Annotated in this window: 15 protein-coding genes; 13 read left to right on the top strand and 2 right to left on the bottom strand. The window is 54.8% G+C overall.

Annotated features, from left to right (window positions below):
* Nucleotides 1-45: 45 nt before the first annotated feature.
* Genes G5574_RS04605 through G5574_RS04595 form a run of 3 tightly spaced genes read left to right on the top strand, consistent with a single transcriptional unit; the run spans nucleotide 46 to nucleotide 2,651 of the window.
* Entirely contained in the window at nucleotides 46-738 is a 693-nt protein-coding gene (locus G5574_RS04605) for a D-lyxose/D-mannose isomerase (RefSeq protein ID WP_039338209.1), read from the top strand.
* Nucleotides 738-1,598: a ketose 1,6-bisphosphate aldolase gene (locus G5574_RS04600; RefSeq protein ID WP_033739478.1), complete on the top strand. Its 861-nt coding sequence runs from the start codon at nucleotides 738-740 to the stop codon at nucleotides 1,596-1,598. Before G5574_RS04605 ends, G5574_RS04600 begins: the two co-directional genes overlap by 1 nt.
* A complete protein-coding gene (locus G5574_RS04595; protein ID WP_058701633.1) occupies nucleotides 1,599-2,651 on the top strand; it encodes a carbohydrate kinase family protein in 1,053 nt (350 codons plus the stop codon). It begins immediately after the preceding gene.
* On the opposite strand, the gene G5574_RS04590 is transcribed toward G5574_RS04595, so the two are convergent.
* Nucleotides 2,588-3,331: a response regulator gene (locus G5574_RS04590; protein WP_033739476.1), complete on the bottom strand. Its 744-nt coding sequence runs from the start codon at nucleotides 3,329-3,331 to the stop codon at nucleotides 2,588-2,590. The two genes, G5574_RS04595 and G5574_RS04590, sit on opposite strands and share 64 nt — an antisense overlap.
* Before the next feature lie 437 nt (nucleotides 3,332-3,768).
* Here G5574_RS04590 and G5574_RS04585 point away from each other — a divergent pair, with 437 nt between their 5' ends.
* Both G5574_RS04585 and G5574_RS23620 read left to right on the top strand, forming a co-directional pair.
* Nucleotides 3,769-5,067 (top strand): NCS2 family permease, encoded by a 1,299-nt coding sequence (locus G5574_RS04585; RefSeq protein ID WP_216850766.1) that lies wholly within the window; start codon nucleotides 3,769-3,771, stop codon nucleotides 5,065-5,067.
* Between the two features lie 396 nt (nucleotides 5,068-5,463).
* Nucleotides 5,464-6,444 carry a hypothetical protein gene (locus G5574_RS23620; RefSeq protein ID WP_244964669.1) on the top strand — a complete coding sequence of 327 codons (981 nt, stop codon included), beginning with the start codon at nucleotides 5,464-5,466 and terminating at the stop codon, nucleotides 6,442-6,444.
* Nucleotides 6,445-6,521: 77 nt separating this feature from the next.
* On the opposite strand, the gene G5574_RS04575 is transcribed toward G5574_RS23620, so the two are convergent.
* A complete protein-coding gene (locus G5574_RS04575) occupies nucleotides 6,522-7,976 on the bottom strand; it encodes an AMP nucleosidase (protein WP_033742179.1) in 1,455 nt (484 codons plus the stop codon).
* A 390-nt stretch (nucleotides 7,977-8,366) separates the two neighbouring features.
* Here G5574_RS04575 and G5574_RS04570 point away from each other — a divergent pair, with 390 nt between their 5' ends.
* From G5574_RS04570 to tssA, 8 genes are all read left to right on the top strand, one after another.
* Nucleotides 8,367-9,782 (top strand): EmmdR/YeeO family multidrug/toxin efflux MATE transporter, encoded by a 1,416-nt coding sequence (locus G5574_RS04570; RefSeq protein WP_039338298.1) that lies wholly within the window; start codon nucleotides 8,367-8,369, stop codon nucleotides 9,780-9,782.
* A gap of 1,078 nt (nucleotides 9,783-10,860) precedes the next feature.
* Complete coding sequence (locus G5574_RS04565; protein ID WP_033742175.1) at nucleotides 10,861-11,457, top strand: hypothetical protein; 597 nt, start codon at nucleotides 10,861-10,863, stop codon at nucleotides 11,455-11,457.
* Nucleotides 11,458-11,480: 23 nt separating this feature from the next.
* Entirely contained in the window at nucleotides 11,481-11,984 is a 504-nt protein-coding gene (tssJ, locus tag G5574_RS04560; RefSeq protein WP_050504999.1) for a type VI secretion system lipoprotein TssJ, read from the top strand.
* A 21-nt stretch (nucleotides 11,985-12,005) separates the two neighbouring features.
* Nucleotides 12,006-13,346: a type VI secretion system baseplate subunit TssK gene (gene tssK, locus G5574_RS04555; protein ID WP_033742173.1), complete on the top strand. Its 1,341-nt coding sequence runs from the start codon at nucleotides 12,006-12,008 to the stop codon at nucleotides 13,344-13,346.
* 16 nt (nucleotides 13,347-13,362) lie between these two features.
* Complete coding sequence (locus G5574_RS04550; RefSeq protein WP_080752842.1) at nucleotides 13,363-14,610, top strand: DotU family type VI secretion system protein; 1,248 nt, start codon at nucleotides 13,363-13,365, stop codon at nucleotides 14,608-14,610.
* Nucleotides 14,611-14,613: 3 nt separating this feature from the next.
* Nucleotides 14,614-18,240 carry a type VI secretion system membrane subunit TssM gene (tssM, locus tag G5574_RS04545; RefSeq protein ID WP_033742169.1) on the top strand — a complete coding sequence of 1,209 codons (3,627 nt, stop codon included), beginning with the start codon at nucleotides 14,614-14,616 and terminating at the stop codon, nucleotides 18,238-18,240.
* 14 nt (nucleotides 18,241-18,254) lie between these two features.
* Nucleotides 18,255-18,971: a type VI secretion system-associated protein TagF gene (gene tagF, locus G5574_RS04540; protein ID WP_033742168.1), complete on the top strand. Its 717-nt coding sequence runs from the start codon at nucleotides 18,255-18,257 to the stop codon at nucleotides 18,969-18,971.
* A gap of 10 nt (nucleotides 18,972-18,981) precedes the next feature.
* Nucleotides 18,982-20,007, top strand: coding sequence for a type VI secretion system protein TssA (tssA, locus tag G5574_RS04535; protein WP_033742167.1), 1,026 nt, complete (start codon nucleotides 18,982-18,984; stop codon nucleotides 20,005-20,007).
* Nucleotides 20,008-20,061: the final 54 nt, after the last annotated feature.

Here is a 20,061-nt window from a genome sequence, read left to right as displayed (position 1 = left end):
CAGCAGGCGGCATCGCAGGGTGCCGCCTTAACGGGAGAGCGGAAGATGAAACGCGCTGATGTGAACAGACAGTTGCAATATACGCGAGACTTTTTCACCCGTCAGGACGTCCCTCTGCCGTCCTGGGCCGATTACGGTCTCCGGCAGTGGCGTCAGCAACAGGAGGACATCACTGAAATCGTTGCCTTACGCCTGGGCTGGGATCTGACCAGTTTTGGTGGCGACGATTTTCTGCAAACCGGCCTGACGTTATTCACACTCCGCAACGGCTCGCCGCACGGAACGCCCTGGCACAAACCTTATGCAGAAAAAGTGATGCACGTGCGTGAAGGGCAGGTAACGCCGATGCATTACCATCCGCGCAAGATGGAAGACATTATTAATCGCGGCGGCGGCAACCTGATTGTCGAGCTGTATAACCGTGAAGGCCATGACAAAGCCGCCACGCCGGTGACGGTTTCCCTGGACGGCATCCGGCAAACCCATGCGGCGGGTTCGCAGATCAGGCTTTCCCCTGGTGAAAGTGTCACGCTCGTCGCGGGCGTCTGGCACAGCTTCTGGGGCGAAAACGGCTTTGGTGACGTGCTGGTGGGGGAAGTCTCCATGCCCAACGATGATGACAACGACAACGTCTTCCTGACGCCGCTGGCGCGTTTCAATGACCTTGACGAGGATGAGGAACCCCAGAGGCTGCTTTGTAACGACTATTCCCGTTGGCTCACCTTGAGGAGTGAATGATGGCTTTGATTTCTCTGGCACAGGGGCTGGCGCATGCCCAGCAACAGGGTTATGCGCTGGGCGCGTTTAATGTCCTGGACAGCCATTTCCTGCGTGCGCTGTTTGATGCGGCAGAGCGACAGCGCTCGCCGTTTATTATCAACATTGCCGAAGTGCATTTTAAGTACGTCACGCTCGATCAGATCACTGAGGCGATCCGTTTTGAAGCCGCGAAGCATACTGTTCCGGTGGTGCTGAACCTGGATCATGGCTTGCACTTTGAGGCGGTAATGCAGGCGATTCGTCTCGGGTTCACCTCGGTGATGTTTGACGGTTCGACCCTGAGCTATGAAGAGAACATTCGCCAGACGCGGGAAGTGGTTCGCGCCGCACATGCCGTCGGCGTTTCCGTTGAGGCAGAGCTGGGCGCAGTCGGGGGTGATGAAGGCGGCGCACTGTTTGGGGAAGCGGACAGCGAGAAATTTACCGATCCGCGACTGGCCGCTGAATTTGTGCGCGAAACCGGCATTGATACGCTGGCGGTCGCCATTGGTAATGCGCACGGCAAATACAAAGGGGAACCCAAACTGGATTTTGACCGGCTGGCGGCGATTCGTCAGCAAACCGGTGTACCGCTGGTGCTGCACGGCGGGTCGGGCATCAGCGACGCGGATTTCCGTCGGGCAATCTCACTCGGTATCCACAAAATTAACTTTTACACCGGCATGTCTCAGGCGGCCCTTGACGCGGTGGAACGCAGCCTGGCCTCGCGCAATACCCGTTATGATGAGTTCGCAGAGTTACTGATGGCGGTGGAAAAGGCGATTTGTGAAACCGTTATGCAGCAGATGAACATTTTCGGCAGCGCAGGCCAGGCGTAAATGGCAACGCGAAGCGGCATTCTGGCCGCAGGTGTCATGCTGGTGGATTATGTGCATCGCATCAGCCACTGGCCGGAACAGGGCTGGCTGACCGAAATACAGCACAGCGAAAAGGCCGCAGGTGGCGCGCCGCTCAATGTTCTGCTCACGCTGTCGCGCATGCAGTGCACATTGCCGCTGGCGGCGATTGGCCTGCTCGGCAATGACGCCGATGGCGATTTTCTGCTGGCTATGATGAAAGCGGCGCAGATTGACTACCGGTTAGTGCAGCGCACCGACGACAAGCCTACAGCGATGACCCAGGTGATGACGACACCGGACGGACAACGGACTTTTTTCTTTTCACCCGGCGCCAACAGCTTACTGGACAGACCGCACTTCGCCGCCGTCGATGACGCACAGCGCATCTTTCATCTGGGGTATTTGCTGCTGCTGGAAACGCTGGATAGCGTGGACAGCGAATTTGGTACCCGCAGCGCCCGGTTGCTGGCACACATGCAGCAGCGGGGCTATTTCACGTCCCTGGATCTGGCTTCCCGCGCGGGCGATTACCGCCCTCAGGTGCTGCCCGCCTTACGCTGGCTGGATTATCTGGTGATTAATGAACTGGAAGCGCAGGCGTTGTCAGGCGTGCTGTTACGTGATGGCCGCGGCATTCAGCCGCCCGCCGCTTTTGCCCGTGCCGCGCAGTGGCTGGCGGAGCAGGGCGTGCGTCAGCGTGTTGTTATCCATGCGCCCGAGGGCGCATGGGGACGTGAAGCGGACGGCGAAGGTGTCTGGCAGCCCGCCTGGCAGCTGGCACCCGACGACATTGTGGGCAGCGTCGGAGCGGGTGATGCATTTTGTGCGGGCGTGCTGTTTGCCAGCCATGAAGGCGAGGATATGGTCTCGACGCTGAAACTGGCCCATACCTGCGCCTGTTTTAATCTGCGTGCCGCCAATGCGACAGACGGCATTCGCCCCTTGCGCGACATGCGTGAATGGATGGCTCAGGCGGTTTGTGTGGAAAGTCCCAGCCCTTCAGGTTTGACCACATCGGCAGAAAAAACATAGCCCAGCCCGCGGATAGTGCGGATCAGGCCGGGCTGATGCGGATTGGCTTCAATTTTACGGCGTAACCGCATGATCAGCACATCGATCGTGCGGTCAAAGACATCCATCGTCTCGCTGTGGGTCAGTTCTAATAACTGATCGCGCGTCAGGACCTTGCGTGCATGCCGTACCATGGCGCGTAACAAAGTATATTCCCCCTGCGTCAGAGGAACCGTTTCGCGTTGAGGATTGAGTAACTGGCAGCGTGCTTCATCAAGCACCCAGCCATTGAAGCGCCAGCCTGACTGCGCGTCATCACTGGTTGCGGCACGTCCGCTGCGTCTGAGGGCGGCGCGTGCGCGGGCCACGACCACGCGGGGATTGAATGGTTTAGCAATATAGTCGTCCGCGCCCATCTCCAGACCCACGACCATCTCCGATTCCGATCCCATGCCGGTCAGCATGATTACGAGGATATCAGGCCGTTGACGCTGCAACTGCTGGAGCACCAGCAATCCATTGGTATCAGGCAACATCATATCCAACATTACCAGCGCGATGTCCGGGTGAGCACTGACCATCGCCAGCGCCTCTTTACCCTGATGACAACGATAAACCCGTAAAGCATGTTCACTGAGCGCGTCCTGCAACAGATCGCAGACCGCAGGATCATCATCCACCACCAGAACTGCTGGCTTCATTGTGTGACCTCAATGTTACTAAAGAGTTAATTTCGAGTTTACACATTCCCCTTTTGCCTGCAGGTTAATGCGGCTGAAACGTGACCAGCGTCGCCTCACAAAGTGTTGAAGCGTGCGTCAGCACCCTTTTTTCGCCTTTTCGGCACCGAAAGGAAAACGTTTGCGCATTTAGGGGGCAATGCACCATAATCGCGCCCTGATTCGGTTCAGAATTCTCTTAAGGCTCGTTTGCGCTTATTCAGGTAATCGATTGCGTGTCGGACTGGCACAGCAATTGCTTAAGCCTTAGCAATTGCTCACATGACAAAGGAAAGCAACCCCGGTTTTTAACAGGCCTGCAACGGCGCGGGCCAGCCGTCGGCATTACCACAAACAGCATGATAATAACTTTGGCAAGAGAGCACGTACCTGAGTGACGTCTCTATCATCGAGAGATAATGATGTTAGAAAAACTATTTAAATTAAAAGCGCACAACACAACGGTTCGCACCGAAATCATCGCCGGGATCACGACCTTTCTGGCAATGGCTTATATCCTGTTCGTTAACCCCAGTATTTTAGGGGCGACCGGCATGGACAAAGGTGCGGTCTTCGTCGCGACCTGTCTGGCGGCAGCAATTGGTTCTGTGTTGATGGGACTGATTGCCAACTATCCTATCGCCCTGGCACCGGGAATGGGCCTGAATGCCTTCTTCACGTATACCGTTGTGCTGCACATGGGCTACACCTGGCAGATTGCGCTGGGCGCGGTATTCCTGTCTGCGGTTATCTTCTTTGCGTTATCAATCTTTAAAATTCGCGAATGGATTATCAAAAGCATTCCGTTGCCGTTGCGTGCGGGGATTGCCGCCGGTATTGGTCTGTTCCTGGCGATTATCGCGCTGGAAGGGGCGGGAATCGTCGTCGACAATCCGGCCACGCTGGTAGGAATTGGTGATTTGACCAAGCCTGGACCACTGATGGCGGTGTTAGGTTTTATCATCATCGTCGTGCTGGAGGCGCGCCGTGTGACGGGCGCGGTTTTGATTGGCATTCTGATCATTACCTTTATCTCCATGGGAATTGGCCTGACGCCGTTTGGCGGCGTATTTTCTGCCCCGCCGTCCATCGCCCCGACGTTTATGCATCTGGATATCGCGGGTGCGTTTAACGTGGGTCTGATTAGCGTGATTTTTGCGTTCCTGTTTGTCGACGTGTTTGATAACACGGGAACGCTGCTGGGCGTGACCAAACGTGCCGGACTGGCTGACGAAGAGGGCAACGTGCCTAAAATGGGGCGCGCGCTTGTGGCGGACAGTGCGGCGGCGCTGTTTGGTTCTCTGCTGGGAACGTCCACGACCACCAGCTATGTCGAATCGGCTGCAGGCGTCAGCGCCGGTGGCCGTACCGGATTAACGGCTGTGGTGGTGGCGGTGCTGTTTTTACTGGCGCTGTTCTTTTCACCCCTGGCTTCCAGCGTGCCGGTTTACGCCACGGCACCCGCACTGCTCTTTGTGGCTGTGCTGATGACCTCAGGCCTGGCCGAGATCGACTGGAAAGACATTACTACTGCGGCTCCTGTTACGGTGACGGCCCTGACCATGCCATTAACGTATTCCATTGCAAACGGTATCGCTTTCGGCTTTATCACCTGGACCGTGGTGAAACTGCTGAGTGGACGGACGAAAGAAATTAATGCGGCGCTGATTATTCTTTCCCTGCTGTTTGTCATTAAGCTCGGCTGGTTGAGTGCATAATTAACTTCACCGTTACAGCATAGTTAATATGCTGTAACGGTTTTAGCGTTATATTTCGCGTCGATGCATCACCAGGCTGCCTCAGCTTTTTCAATCGTTGTGCATTCTCTTCCAAAATGAATATGAACTGCCTTTTCTTCACGCCTTTCACCTCTTACTCTTCGACAACACCTTCTGAATAAGGCGGCACGCTGGTTTTATTTTGCGTTCTTATTCAATCAGGTAATGTTTATTGTGCGGGACTTTGCTTCAATAACGTCGAAGCAGGTCGTGAATAACGTTAACGGATGCATGTAATCCGCCTGTCAGGGACCGATAATGGGCAACCTTTGTATAAAACGGGATCGCGGAAAGCCAAACGTAATCGACCGTCATTGCGGGACGGGAGGCAAAACAATGGAAAATTTTGAAAAGCGCTTTGAGCGACTGGAGCAAGACAGCCATCAGATGAAAATTGATCTGGCGCTGTTCAGTGGGCGCGCGACGGCATTTGCGACGAAAACTGATCTTGAAATACTGCGCTCAGAGCAAACGCTGTTTCACGTTGAAATGCTTCAGCGATTCACTGGCCTGGAAGAAAATGTAGGACACGTCGCGAGTCAGTTTGCCGGTATTGAGAACAGGCAGGATCGTATTGACAGCAAAATTTTTGAAATCAATAAGGTATTAGTCGACGTTACTAACCGGTTTAACAGCATTGACGCCAGCTTCTCGGTTGTCATAGCGAAATTTGATGATACTGACAGCCGATTTGATGGGACAGATAAGCGGCTGGACGGACTTGGCTGTCGGTTCGAGGGTGTGGACAAGCGGTTCGACGGACTTGACTGTCGACTTGATGGCGTGGATAAGCGGTTCGACGGACTCGACTGTCGGCTTGATGGCGTGGATAAGCGGCTGGACGGACTCGACTGTCGGCTTGATGGTGTGGATAAGCGGCTGGACGGCATCGACAGTCGGCTTGATGGCGTGGATAAGCGGCTGGACGGACTCGACAGCCGGCTTGATGGCGTGGATAAGCGGCTGGACGGACTCGACAGTCGGCTTGATGGTGTGGATAAGCGGCTGGACGGCATCGACAGTCGGCTTGATGGCGTGGATAAGCGGCTGGACGGACTCGACTGTCGGCTCGATGGCGTGGATAAGCGGCTAGACGGAATCGACTATCGCCTTGATGGCATTGATAAACGACTCGACGGAATGGATCGTCGCTTCGACAAGGTGGATCAGCGATTCGACAAGGTGGATGAGCGATTCGATAAGCTGGATGCGCGATTTGAAAGCCTGAATAATCGCCTTATCTGGACATTTATGGTCCCGGCTATTCTGGCTGTGTTTGCCTGGTTTATAAATACTGCCGTACTGAACGCAGCCTGATTCAGCAGAAACGGAGAAGGGATGACGGCATTAATGTGAAAGAGACTCACCCTTAATACCGTCTTTGATTTTACTCTTTAACGGAACGGGGGTTCGTTAAACGTTCGCAGTTTACGCGAATGTAACTTGTCACCCTCAGCCCGTAACAGCTCTACCGCCTGAATCCCAATCTGCAGGTGTTCAGAGATGGCGCCGTCGTAAAAGCGATTCGCCTGACCGGGCAGCTTAATTTCGCCATGTAACGGTTTATCGGAAACACAGAGTAACGTGCCATAAGGCACCCGGAAGCGGTAACCCTGGGCGGCAATGGTGGCACTTTCCATATCCACCGCCACGGCGCGGCTGAGATTAAAGCGCAGGGCAGAAGCCGAGTAACGCAGCTCCCAGTTACGGTCATCGGTGGTGACGACAGTACCGGTGCGCAGGCGCTCTTTGACTTCTTCGCCGGGCATACCGCTGACCGATTTGGTGGCATCGTAGAGGGCGCGCTGAACTTCGGCGATGCTGGGAATCGGGATATCCGGTGGCAGCACGCTATCCAGTACATGATCGTCACGCAAATACGCATGGGCCAGCACGTAATCCCCAATACGCTGACTTTCGCGCAGGCCGCCGCAGTGACCTATCATCAGCCAGGCATGAGGGCGAATGACGGCAAGGTGATCGCAGATGGTTTTGGCATTGGAAGGACCCACACCGATATTGATCAGCGTGATGCCGCGACGATGCGGTGACGTCAGATGCCAGGCAGGCATCTGATGTTTTTTCCAGGCCAGATCGGACAGCATCGCGTCATTGTTTTCCGTGTCAGCCGTCAGGATGACATCTCCGGCGCATACCAGGCTGTCAAACGGGGTTGACGGATCGCGTACCTGTTCGATGGCCCAGCGGACGAATTCATCCACATAACGCGTGTAGTTGGTAAACAATACGAACGGCTGAAAATACTCCACAGCCGTGCCGGTATAGTGGCGCAGGCGTGCCAGCGAAAAGTCGGTGCGCAGCGCATCAAAGTGGGAAAGGGGAAAGGTGGCGTCAGCATGAAACAAGCCATCTGCCGTCTCATCCCCAATCTGCGAGAGTTCAGTCGTGGGAAAATGACGGGCTATGCCGGCGCTCATGGTCCGGTCCAGCGACAGGTCAGAGCCGTCTATTACATACGGGTAGGGAATCTCCTGCTGTGACGGGCCGACTTCGATGTCCACGTCGTACTCTTTTTCCAGCATCGCCAGCTGTTCTGAAATGTAATGACGAAGCAAAGCGGGGCGGGTGACGGTGGTGCTGTAACTGCCTGTATGTGTAAAACGGCCCCATGCACGCGTGCGATTCTGTTGCGGTCCGTCTCCCTGCCAGGTAATGCGTAATTCAGGATAAACAAACAGGCCTTGCTCACGCGCGGCGGGGTCCGGCAGCACGCCTTCTTCCGTGTAGGCCTTGATGGACGCACGAAGCGCATCGACGGCGTCATTGTAAAGTTGCTCAAGCGCATCGAGTGCCTGTTCGCGTGTCAGCTTTTTCCGTTGGGCTGGCATAACTTCTCCTTTCAGGTTCTTACCACAATGCTCCTCAGCTTAGCGGTTTTAACAACGGATTGGGTGAAGAATCTATGATCGCGCGCATTTTGCGGCTGCCTGTTATGGGCGAGGCTAGTGGGCATCATGCGGCACTGAGTAAAAAAACGGATTAACCCGACAACAGCAGGATGTGCACGGCAGCAATGGCTTTCGCTAAGGCAAGAGGGTGGACCGGAGCATGGCAGCACCGATTCGGCGCGACTAAAGGCGAGAGCAGAAAAGTGTGTAACGATGATTTAACAGGAATGCAAAACGTTTTGCATATTTCACTTTACGCTACCATCATTAGAGTTCTTTCCCGACATGTTCATATTTGGTACTCCTTTGCAAAATCCCGGCGTAGCAGTGGTGCAGGCGATTAAGCGCACGGCGTGGTATCCGAAACGTCGCGCTTACCGCACGCTGTACTGGCGTGAAATTTCGCCTCTTGCAGTTCCTATCTTTTTTGAAAATGCCTGTGTGCTACTGATGGGCGTGTTAAGTACCTTCCTAGTGAGCTGGCTGGGCAAAGAAGCCATGGCCGGCGTCGGGCTGGCAGACAGCTTCAACATGGTCGTCATCTCCTTTTTTGCCGCCATCGACCTGGGAACCACGGTAGTGGTCGCGTTTAGCCTGGCCAGACGTAATGGTAAACGGGCCCGCGCCGCAACACGGCAGTCGCTGGCAATGATGACGGTATTAGCCCTGGTGCTGGTTATCGCCATTGAGTTCTGGGGGCATCTGATTATTGACGCCATCGCAGGCGCAGCAGAACCGAAAGTGAAAGCGCTGGCACTCAGCTATCTGCAGGTTTCCGCATGGAGTTATCCGGCGGCGGCCATTACGCTGATTGGTAGCGGTGCGCTGCGTGGGGCAGGGAACACGAAAATACCGATGCTGATTAACGGTGGGATGAATATCCTTAACATCGTTATCAGCAGTGTGCTGATTTATGGCTGTTTTTCGTGGAAGGGACTGGGCTTTGTGGGGGCCGGATTAGGGCTGACAATTACCCGTTACATTGGCGCAATAGCGGTCATCTACGTGTTAATGATTGGCTTCAACGCCTCACTGAGAATTTCGCTGTCCAGCTATTTCAGGCGCTGGAACAGCAGTATTTTATTTGAAGTCTTAAGCATCGGTGTGCCGGCCAGTATTGAATCCGTGCTGTTTAACGGCGGGAAGTTACTGACACAGGTCTTTGTGGCGGGCATGGGTACCAACGAAATTGCCGGCAATTTTATCGCGTTTTCAATCGCCTCACTGATTAACCTGCCTGGTAATGCGCTGGGATCGGCGTCGACCATTATTACGGGAAAACGCTTAGGTAAATACCAGGTTTTTCAGGCAGAGCGGCAAATCAAGCACGTCTATCTGTTGGCTACAATCTGTCTGACAGGCGTTGCTGCACTGACCATACCGCTGGCGGGGCTGCTGGCACGCTTCTACACCAGCGATCCGGAAGTGATTAGCGTCACCAAACACCTTATCTGGCTGAATGCCCTGTTTATGCCGATTTGGGCCGCCTCCTGGGTGCTCCCCGCCGGCCTGAAGGGCGCGCGTGATGCCCGTTATACGATGTATGTATCGATGTTCAGTATGTGGTGCGCAAGGGTTGTTATTGGTTATCTGCTGGGCATTGAACTCGGTATGGGCGTGATTGGTGTCTGGCTGGGCATGTTCCTTGACTGGACGGTGCGCGGCGGATTTTTCTGGTGGCGACTGAAAAGCGGAAAATGGCTTAATAACTACCGCAAGATGCTCGCCAGGGCAGAATCCACCTGAATACCTTCAGCCACGCGTTTGTGAGAGGGGATGATGCGTGGCAGCTTCGCGCCGCGCATCATCACAGTCTGTTTTAATACTGCCACGCTTTTCATTTACCTGCCTCTACACAGGTTTCGTCATTCGTCAGGACGGTTCTGTGCCCAGTTTTCCCGCAAAGCGGACGAAATGCGTTCGAATCCAGGGCCGCGCGTATCGCCTTTGGGTAGGAATACTCTTAAATTTAACGCCATTGCTTCGTTTAACTCTTTGATTAATATGGGTTATTGATTTTGTTTCAGAAAGACCAGGCAGCCAAATTTGACTTAATTCCTCTTTTCAACTTACGCATCGCGTTTGAGCTGACGGTTTTCTCAGCGTTCAGGGCCATCCGGCACCTTAAAATATTCATCTGGCTTAAGCTTTTATACTAAAGGATAGGGGCGCTGAGACCATAGATGAGTATCAGACGTACGAAATGTGCAGGTTTCACCGTATTGTCATCTGTTTGAGTTAGTAAAAAACATAAATACTATTACTTAGTTACGTAACTGGGAGCTGTATTGAATTTTTCAAGGCAATATGTAAAGCTGTGTAAGATGTTAATAAATGGAAAAGAACTTTACACAGGCGAGCAGGATGTACAGGCTCGTGCGGTAGCTATGGTGCTGCATATTTTTTTGTAACCCATTGATTTATTGCTATTTGTGTGAGATCGACTGGAATTTAAGCAGGATGTTACCATTCTCCCCACACGAATAACGATTAACCAGCCCCGTTAAGTTTAACGATTACCTAACAAAAATCGTGTCTTACCAAAACATAATCAGGCTGCTTTAATACCGTTTGCTTTTAGGAATGGGTCAGTTTGCTGAATGTATTTGGTGAAATTCAGCCGACCCGCTTCTCCGGTCATCAGGTTTTATGAACTGTGCCTATACTGTTCATGCTCATCGTATAAAATTTACACTCAATCAACGCTCCTATTCAGGCAACTTGTATTGTTAATCAATGACTTGGCGTTATCTGGCGTCCAGTTGACGTTGTGCAACAATATGACGCGCTGACCACCGGCCAATGGCCACTTTTTTGGGTATTAATGGAACTAAATATGAAAAAAATGGTGAACTTTCGAATTGCATTAAGCCTGATGTTTGTTTTTGCTGTTGCAGGCTGTAAAACACCGCCAAAAATGACAGATGACACAATGGTCACCAATACCGTTGATGGCACTACCCTGATTCACCGTCATGCCGTAGCTGCGCCTGCACAGTTCACCGCCGTCAATGAGAGTTACCGTGCCCTGTATCCTGCCTCTGTGATGACACGCCCGGATTTTGGCGGCAAGGTCGTGGAAACGCTGAAAACGGGTGAAACCTATACCGTTGTGGGTCAGGTAGAAAATAACTGGCTGGCACTGGGCGAAGAAGCTGACGCGGTTTCACCACCCGCAACTGACGCGAAAGCCACCGACAGTAAGGGCGCCGCGCCTCAGGCACCGACTAATGCGGTCAAAGTCATTGGCTATGTGCCTTTCCGTGCAGTGGTAAAAAGCGATTTATACGACCAAACCATCAAAGCCGATCAGCCTAAGCGTCGTGCGCGTGCCGCCGCGAAGAAAAAGACCTGCGTCTCTGTTGATGGCAACAGCCAGGCCTGCCAGAACAGCAATAACGGTACCTGGATCATTAACTAAGTCAGGGGCAGGGAGGGGCAGATATGGCACATACCCACTTGCGCGCTGGCCTGAAAAAATGGCTCTGGCCCTTCCTGCTACTTCTGCTGACCGCATGCAGTAGCAGTAAGCCCGATATCGCGCGCTACAACCTGAATTTTCAGGCGCATCCCCCCATCAACGCCGGCGCGCCGCTCAAAGTGCGCGTCATGCTGTTGACGTCGGATGCCGAGTTTATGTCCGCTGATTTCTTCACATTACAGAATCAACCCGCGACCGCATTAGGCAATACGCTGCTCAACAGTCAGCAGTTTTTCCTGATGTCCGGTCAGCTCAGTAAAACGCTGAGTGCGAAAAGCCTGCCTGAGGCACGGTTTATCGGCATCATGGCGGAATATCAAAAGCTGGATGGCAAAGTGTGGCGGCTGGCGCTGCCTTTCCCGGACAGCGACAGCAGTTCATTCTGGCAGTTCTGGAAAAGCAATGATGGTGAGCTAAACGCCAACATTATTGTTGACGATGCCGGTATGCGTCCCGTTAAGCAATAACACCGTCCTCAAAGGATGATTATGAACAGAGCCGAAAAGGTTGTTTGGGCGGAAGGGATGTTTTTGCGTCCTCACCATTTCCAGCAGGCAGAAAATTTTCTGCAAAGCTCGCTGCGTGAATGGGGCCAGTCGCAACGTCCTTACATTTGGGGATTTTTCGATCTCGAATTTGATGAAGCGCTGTTACGGCAGGGCAAGCTGGCGCTCAATGCCGCCAGTGGATGTCTGCCGGATGGGACGTTTTTTGCTTTCAGCCAGCCCCAGCAAGGTCCAGCCCCATTAGACGTGCCCGCGAATATTGACCGGGCGAAAGTGGTGCTGGCCATCCCCGCGCGGCGTAATGGCCGCGAAGCGGTAACGTTTGAAGATGCGCCAGATTCTCTGGCGCGCTACCTCGCCTGGGAAGCGGAAGTCGAAGATGACAACGCGCAGGCTGTTGGCACCGCCACCGTCCAGTTTGGCAAGCTTCGCCTGCGGTTAATGCTGGAGCAGGATCTGACCGCAGAGTGGACGGCCATGGGCGTGGCGCAGATTGTTGAAAAACGCAGTGACAACCACATTCGTTTAGACAATGACTACATCCCTCCTACCTTAACGCTTGCAGGCAGTCGTCCGCTTCAGAGCATGATGACGGATTTGCACGGTATGATTCAGCAGCGCAGCCAGCAACTGAGCCAGCGCGCGCCAGGTACCGGGCGTTTTAACAGTGCAGATATGGTGGATTTCATGCTGCTGGCGCTCCTTAATCGCCAGTTGGGGCTGCACGCTCATCTGCAGCACCTGCCGTTACTGCATCCTGAAACGCTCTACAGCCACTGGTTACAACTGGCCGCGGAACTGGCAACCTGGACGCAGGCCCGTACGCCTGACGCGCTTCCCCTTTACGATCACGATGATCTGCAAGGTTGCTTTTCGCGCCTCACCCTGTTGCTGCGTCAGGGGCTGTCGCAGGTCATGGAAGAGAGCGCCATTCAGCTGCCACTGACGCAGCGTTCACACGGCCTGAACGTCGCCACCGTGCCAGACAACAGCATGGTGCGTGAATTTGGCTTTGTGCTGGCCGTCAAGGCAAGCGTTCCCGCCGATGCACTCAAAACCCATTTCCCGGCACAGATGAAGGTCGCGCCTGTGACCAAAATTCGCGATCTCGTGCAGTTGCAGCTTCCGGGGCTGGCCCTGAGAGCCATGCCTGGCGCGCCCCCGCAAATCCCCTGGCACGCGGGATACAGCTATTTTGAGTTGGATAAAAACAGCGAGCTGTGGCAGGAGATGGAACGATCGGGTGCCTTCGCGCTGCACCTTGCCGGTGAGTTTCCGGGCCTGAACATGGAGTTCTGGGCCATTCGCAGTCAGTCAGAATAATTCAAACTGAGCAGGCATGATGCAGGAACAAAACAAACCGAACAGTGATGCTTTTCAGCAGGAGTTAAGTCTGAGCCATCAGAACACGCTGGTGGCCGCAGCTAATCCGCTGATCAACGCCATTCCCCAGATTCGTCACTCGGTATCGCATGACGATCCAGCCCGTTTACGCCAGCAACTTATCGAACAGATTCGTCGTTTCGAGCTGGCCTGTCAGCAGTCGGGTCTGAGCTACGAAGTGATCGTTGGCGCACGTTACTGCCTGTGTACGGCGCTGGACGAAGCCGCTGCGCTGACGCCCTGGGGCAGCCGCGGTGTGTGGACCAGTAATGGCTTGCTGGTAACTTTTCACAACGAAACCTGGGGTGGCGAAAAGTTTTTCCAGCTGCTGGCTAAACTGTCACAAAATCCGCGACAGCATATTCTGTTACTGGAGCTAATTTATTTCTGTCTGGTGCTGGGGTTCGAAGGGCGCTACCGCGTACTCGACAACGGGCGTTCACAGCTGGACACCATTAAACAGCGCCTGCTGCAGATGATCCGAAGCGTCAGAGGAAGTTTTGCCGCTGCGCTTTCGCCGCATCCTACCGATCAACCGGTGTTGCGCAAACTGTGGCGACCGATGATTCCGCTGTGGGCCTGCGCCGCGCTGGCGGGCCTGGCGGCCTGCCTGTTCTACATTGTGCTTAACTGGCGGCTGGGGGATTACACCTCGCCGGTGCTGGCCAAAATTTATCAGACGACACTGCCCGAAGTGCAGATTCGAAATCCGGCACCGCCGCCGCCGCCGTCACTGAACCTGAAGTCCTTCCTCAAACCAGAAATCGATGAAGGCCTGGTCGCGGTGCGTGACGAGGCCGATCAGAGCGTGGTGACGCTGAAAGGAGACGGCTTATTCGCCTCTGGATCAACGGAAGTTCGTGGCCGTTATGATGCGGTGATTCAGCGCATTGCCGAGGCCATGAACAACGTCAGCGGGAAAATCCTGGTCGTGGGATACAGCGATAACGTGCCGATTCGCAGTGCACGTTTTGCGTCGAACTACGAGCTGTCGCTGGCTCGCGCTCAGTCCGTTCAGAACCTGTTGCAAAAACAGCTGGCCAATCCGTCACGTGTCAAAGCAGAAGGGCGGGGCGAAACGCACCCGCTGGTGCCTAATAACAGTGCAGAGAACCGCGCCCGCAACCGTCGTGTTGAAATCACGCTGCAGGTCGCACCTGACACGACGAAAGCTGAACTTAACGGCCTGGCAAGAGGGAACTAATCCATGCTGAATGTCCTGTTTTCGATACTGACCAGTCGCCTGGCGTGGGGCTTCGTCGGTATCACAGCGTTATCATTTATCATTTGGGTCATCGGCCCGGTGTTCTCGATAGTGGATTCCCGGCCGCTGGAGTCTGAACAGAACCGCATGATCAGTATTGCGCTGCTGTATGTGGTCTGGGGCCTGAGTCAGGCGATTCCACGTCTGTATAACTACTGGCTGAACCGCAAACTGATGTCCAGTCTGGAGACCAGCAAACCGGACGCACCTGAGGAAGAGCGCAAACGCCTGACCAGTGAGGATCAGGTGCTTGCCAGCCGCTTCTCTGAAGCGACAGAAATGCTAAAAAAGGCGCATTTTCAGCGCCAGAGCAGCAAAGGCGCCCCTTTCTGGGCGCAGCGCTTCAGCCATCAGTACCTGTACCAACTGCCGTGGTACATGATTATCGGTGCGCCTGGCGCGGGTAAAACGACGGCGCTGGTGAATTCCGGTTTGCAGTTTCCGTTGGCCGATAAATTTGGCAAAGCGGCCTTACGCGGTATTGGCGGAACACGAAACTGCGACTGGTGGTTTACAAATGAAGCTGTCCTGCTGGATACCGCAGGACGCTATACCACGCAGGAAAGTCAGCAGGAGCGTGATGCCAGTGAATGGCACCATTTTCTGGCGCTGCTGCGCAAATACCGTGGCCGTCAGCCTGTAAACGGCGTCATTGTGACACTCAGCGTGGCTGATCTGTTGTCGCAATCGCCCGACGCCATGCGTAATCAGGCGATGGCGCTGCGTCAGCGCCTGATGGAACTTCACGATCAACTGGGCATTCGCTTTCCGGTTTATGTGCTGGTCACTAAAGCTGACCTGTTAAAGGGTTTCCGCAGTTATTTTGCCAGCCTGGATAAAACACAGCGCGAACAGATCTGGGGATTTACCTTCCCATGGGCGAAAGCGTCGACAGCGGATTTCGAACTGAGCAGCCAGTTCCAGCAGGAATATGCTCTGTTGCAACAGCGGCTGGATGCCGGGCTGGCGGATGTTCTGCTGGCGGAAAGTGATGCGCAGGCGCGGGCAGAAAGTTATCTGTTCCCACAAGAATTTGCCGCGCTGCGCCCACAGTTGGCTGAAGCGCTGGATATTCTCTTTGCCCGTTCTGATTTCGAAACGCAGTTTGCGCCGCGCGGGATCTATTTCGCCAGCGGCACCCAGGAAGGGCTGCCATTTGACCGTGTGATGGGCGAACTGACGCGTGCACTGCACTTGCCGGGCCAGCAGCAGGGCGAGTCAGGTAGCTGGGACAAGGTGGATAAAGAGGCCCCGATTCCGCAGAACAAAGGCCAGAGTTTCTTCCTGAAAGGGGTGCTGGAAAACGTCATCTTTCAGGAGTCGGGCCTGGCGGGCAGCAATCGCTGGTGGGAACTCCGTAATCGCGTAGGGCTCTGGTCGGGCTACCTGGCCTTGCTTATCCTGGTGCTGATTGCGGGGACATTGTGGCTGATCAGCTATAACAAAAATAAAACTTATCTGCAGGAGATGGCGGCCAAAACGCCGCAGGTCGAGCAACTGGGTGACAAACTGCAAAAAGAGGTGAACGGTAACCTGTTTGCGCTGGTCCCTTATCTCAACACGCTGTTGCACCTGCCGGAAAGCGCGTCTTTTTCCCTGGAGCATCCGCCGCTGACGCGTCGCATGGGGCTGTATCGGGGTACCGAAGTGAGTGACGCCACGCAGGCGTTATACGATCGCGCACTTAAACAACTGTTGATGCCACAAGTGGCGCAAAATATTACCCGCTGGTTACGCAATGACAACGGCAGCGATGCCGATTACAGCTATGAAGCCCTGAAGGCTTATCAGATGCTGTATCAGCCAAAGCACTATGACGGTAAGTTTCTTCAGGCGTGGATGATGTTAAATATCTCCCGTGAACTGCCTCAGGATGTGACGCAGGCGGAGGTGAAACAACTGGCGTGGCACCTGCAGCAGTTGCTGGAAACACAGATCCAGTCCTCGCCCTATGCTAAGGATGACGCGCTGGTAAAGCGCGAGCAGGCGCTGATTAGTCAGATGCCGCTGTCACAGCGCGTTTACGGACGCCTGAAACGCCTGCTGGAACGCGATAGTGCATTGTCACCCGTGACCCTGGCTGCCCTGGGTGGGCCGCAAAGCGAACTGGTGTTCTCACGTAAAAGCGGTAAATCCGTGAATGAAGGCGTATCCGGACTTTTCACGCCCGACGGCTACTGGAACCACGTTGATAAAGAGATCGCCCCCGTTACGGATGCCCTCTACAAGGATGATATCTGGGTGCTGGGCGGCGAAACGGCCCATGAAGACAGCAAACAAACCGATATGGCGGTGCGTCAGCTGTATATTCAGGACTATATTCGCCAGTGGGAGCAGTTTCTCAGCGATATCCAGCTCAACAGCAGTGCCGATTTAACGCAGCGTATTAATACCGCACGTCTGTTATCCAGTAACCATTCCCCGCTGCGGCAACTGGTTATTAATTTGAGTAAACAGCTCACGCTGACGCGGGCACAACCTGACGACAAGAGCGCGAAAAATGCCGCAGCCGCGTCAGATAACAGTGCCACGCGCACGTTACAGGCACTGTTTACCTCGCCGCGCTCGAATGGTGAACAGGGTGCGGTGCAGCAAACGCCTGAACAAGCGGTAACGGCCCATTTCGCACCGATTATCGAACTGGCACAGCCATTACAGCAGGGCAGCAAAGTGCTGGCCGTGGATGATTTCCTGAAGCAGATTGACGACCTCTATCGTTACCTCACGGCCGTACAGGACGCGGCGAACAGCGGAATGCCACCGCCCTCCAGTGATGCGATCAGCCGTCTGCAGGCCAGCGCAGGCCGTTTGCCTGGCTCGCTGCAAAATATGGTCTCCGGTATGGCTGTCGGTGCCAGCAGTGATGCACAGCGTCGCGATATGGATAACGTCCGCAAGCGCATTACCATGGAAGTTGGCAGTTTCTGTCGCCAGGCGATTGCCGGCCGCTATCCTTTAGTGCGCAACGCGCGAAGTGAAGTCACGCCTGACGACCTGGCGCGCATGTTTGCGCCAGGCAGCGGACTGATGGACAGCTTCTTCCGGGACAATCTGGCCAGTAAAGTGGATACCACCCGCGCGGCATGGCGTTTCACGCCGGGCATTGATGGTAAAACGTTACCGGGGGGCGAAGCGCTGCTGCGTCCGTTCCAGCAGGCTCAGTCGATTCGCGATGCGTTTTTTGCCAATGGTGCCACCACGCCTTCTTTCCGCGTGACGTTGCGCACGGTAAAAATGGACAACGACATTCTTAATATGACGCTGGACGTGGACGGGCAAATCTTACGCTACAGTCATGGTCCACAGGCGGTGCAGTTAGTCAGCTGGCCCGGTCCGGGGGGAACCAGTCAGGTGCGCATGCAACTGGGCCTGACGAATGGCACGACCTCCACGCTGACCACCAGCGGGCCATGGGCGCTTAATCGCTTCTTTGACCGCGCACAGGTAACCTCGGTCGGTGGACTGACGCGCGAAGCCAGCTTTAATGTGGACGGCCATAATGTGACGTTGTCCTTTACGCCGGGCAGCATCAGGAACCCCTTCCAGCTCCCTGCATTTAGCTGTCCCTGAAACAGGATCTGACTATGACTCAATACGCAGCACCTGGCTGGTACGGCAAACTGCCCAGTTCGGGTGATTTCGTAAAACGACGTTTCCCCGATACCCTGCAGCGCCAGTGGTCGAACTGGTTTCAGGTAGGATTGCATCACTGGCAAACCAGTGCGGAAGGCGAGCATTCCGCGTCCCGGGCCTTTCTTAAAGCGCCCGTATGGAATTTTGTCATACCGCCCATGTTAGGTACGCAGCTGATTCAGATGGGCTGTCTGACCGCCGCCCGCGACAGCGTCGGGCGACATTATCCGCTCTGTGCGTTGCGCTACTTTACGCCGACGGAATGGGCCCCGTTACTGCTGGCCCGCGCCGGTGACTGGTATCACCAGATGGGCAATACCTTGTTGCGGGCGGTTCAGGAGGGTGGCACGCCCGAGCAGTTTGATCAGGCGTTGTTAAGTATTCCCCTTCCACAGCCTCAGGAAGGCGAAGCCTCATCGGATATCTTATCGGTGATCGGCAGCGGGGAGAATAATGCCTCCACCCTGAGCTGGAATTTGCCATCACAGAGTTTTGATCCCCAGTTTCAAAGCAGTTTTTGGTGGACCAATCAGAGCGACGGTTTTCCGCTTTATACCCATGTCCACAGCGGCAACCTGACAGCGCAGTTATTTTCGCTGTTATTCGATCCGGCGGGCGGTGCAAAGCCCGGGCGAAATGGACTTTATCCTCCTATGTTTGAATCCTGAGGCGAAACGGATGAGTATTGATATTGACACGTTGCTGATACCGGTAAGCCACGATAATCCCTGCGGGGATAACCTGGAATACGATGCGGATTTTCAGGCGATGGAACAGGCCAGCGTAGGCAAAGCCGAGCAGCAGTTCGGCAATACCATCATTCCGGCCGAACCGGCTGACTGGAACAAGGTCGAAAAGCTGGCACTGGATTTAATGAGCCGCAGCAAAGATTTACGCGTCATGCTCACGCTAACGCACGCCTGGACTCGTCTCAAAGGGTTGCCCGGCTATGCACAGGGGTTGCAACTGATTGAGCAGGCCATGTCGCAATACTGGGAAACCTTGTGGCCACGTCTGGAAGAAGATGGCCAGCCCGATCCCTTTTACCGCATCAATGCCCTGGCCGTGCTGGGCGACCAGTCAGCCCTGGCGGGCGCGGTGCGCCAGTCGTGGCTGCTGCGTTATGCTTCCGACGGGATTACGCTTCGCGATGCCGCTGCATTATGTGACGGCAGTAAAACGGAAGTGCCAGACTACCCTGGCGGCCTGCCGCGTCTTAATGATGAACTGGCGCGAGGCGAGCAACCCGGCGTTGCGGCCATTCAGGACATTGGCGAACGTTTGCAGCGCATTCGTAGCCTGGTGACTGAAAAGCTGGATGAAACGGCCTTACCGGATATGAGTCAGCTTCAGCGCAGCTTCGCCATGCTGAATGAGCGTTGCCAGGCCACCGATATCGGCGCGTTACAGTCTCTGGCAGCGGCCGTACAGTCTGCACCGGAAACTGAAAACCCAACCGCGCCCAGGGCAGCGTCGCGCGCCGCTACAGACTGGCGCAGTGCTCAGCTTAACTCGCGTGCTGAAGCGCAGTTAATGCTGGAAAAAGTGAAACAGTACTTTACGCAGCACGAGCCCAGCCATCCGGCACCGTTGATGATTGACCGTGTACAGCGCCTGATCGAACTCGACTTTATGGACATCATTCGCGACCTTGCGCCGGATGGTGTACATCAGTTAGAAAACATTTTTGGACGCCGCGACTAAGCTATCAGTGAAGTCTTAACGCAGCGAGACCTGCGCGCCTCCTGCGAGCCAGTA

The sequence above is a fragment of the Pantoea stewartii genome (assembly GCF_011044475.1).
Taxonomy (GTDB): domain Bacteria; phylum Pseudomonadota; class Gammaproteobacteria; order Enterobacterales; family Enterobacteriaceae; genus Pantoea; species Pantoea stewartii.
This window is presented reverse-complemented; position numbering and strand designations above follow the sequence as displayed.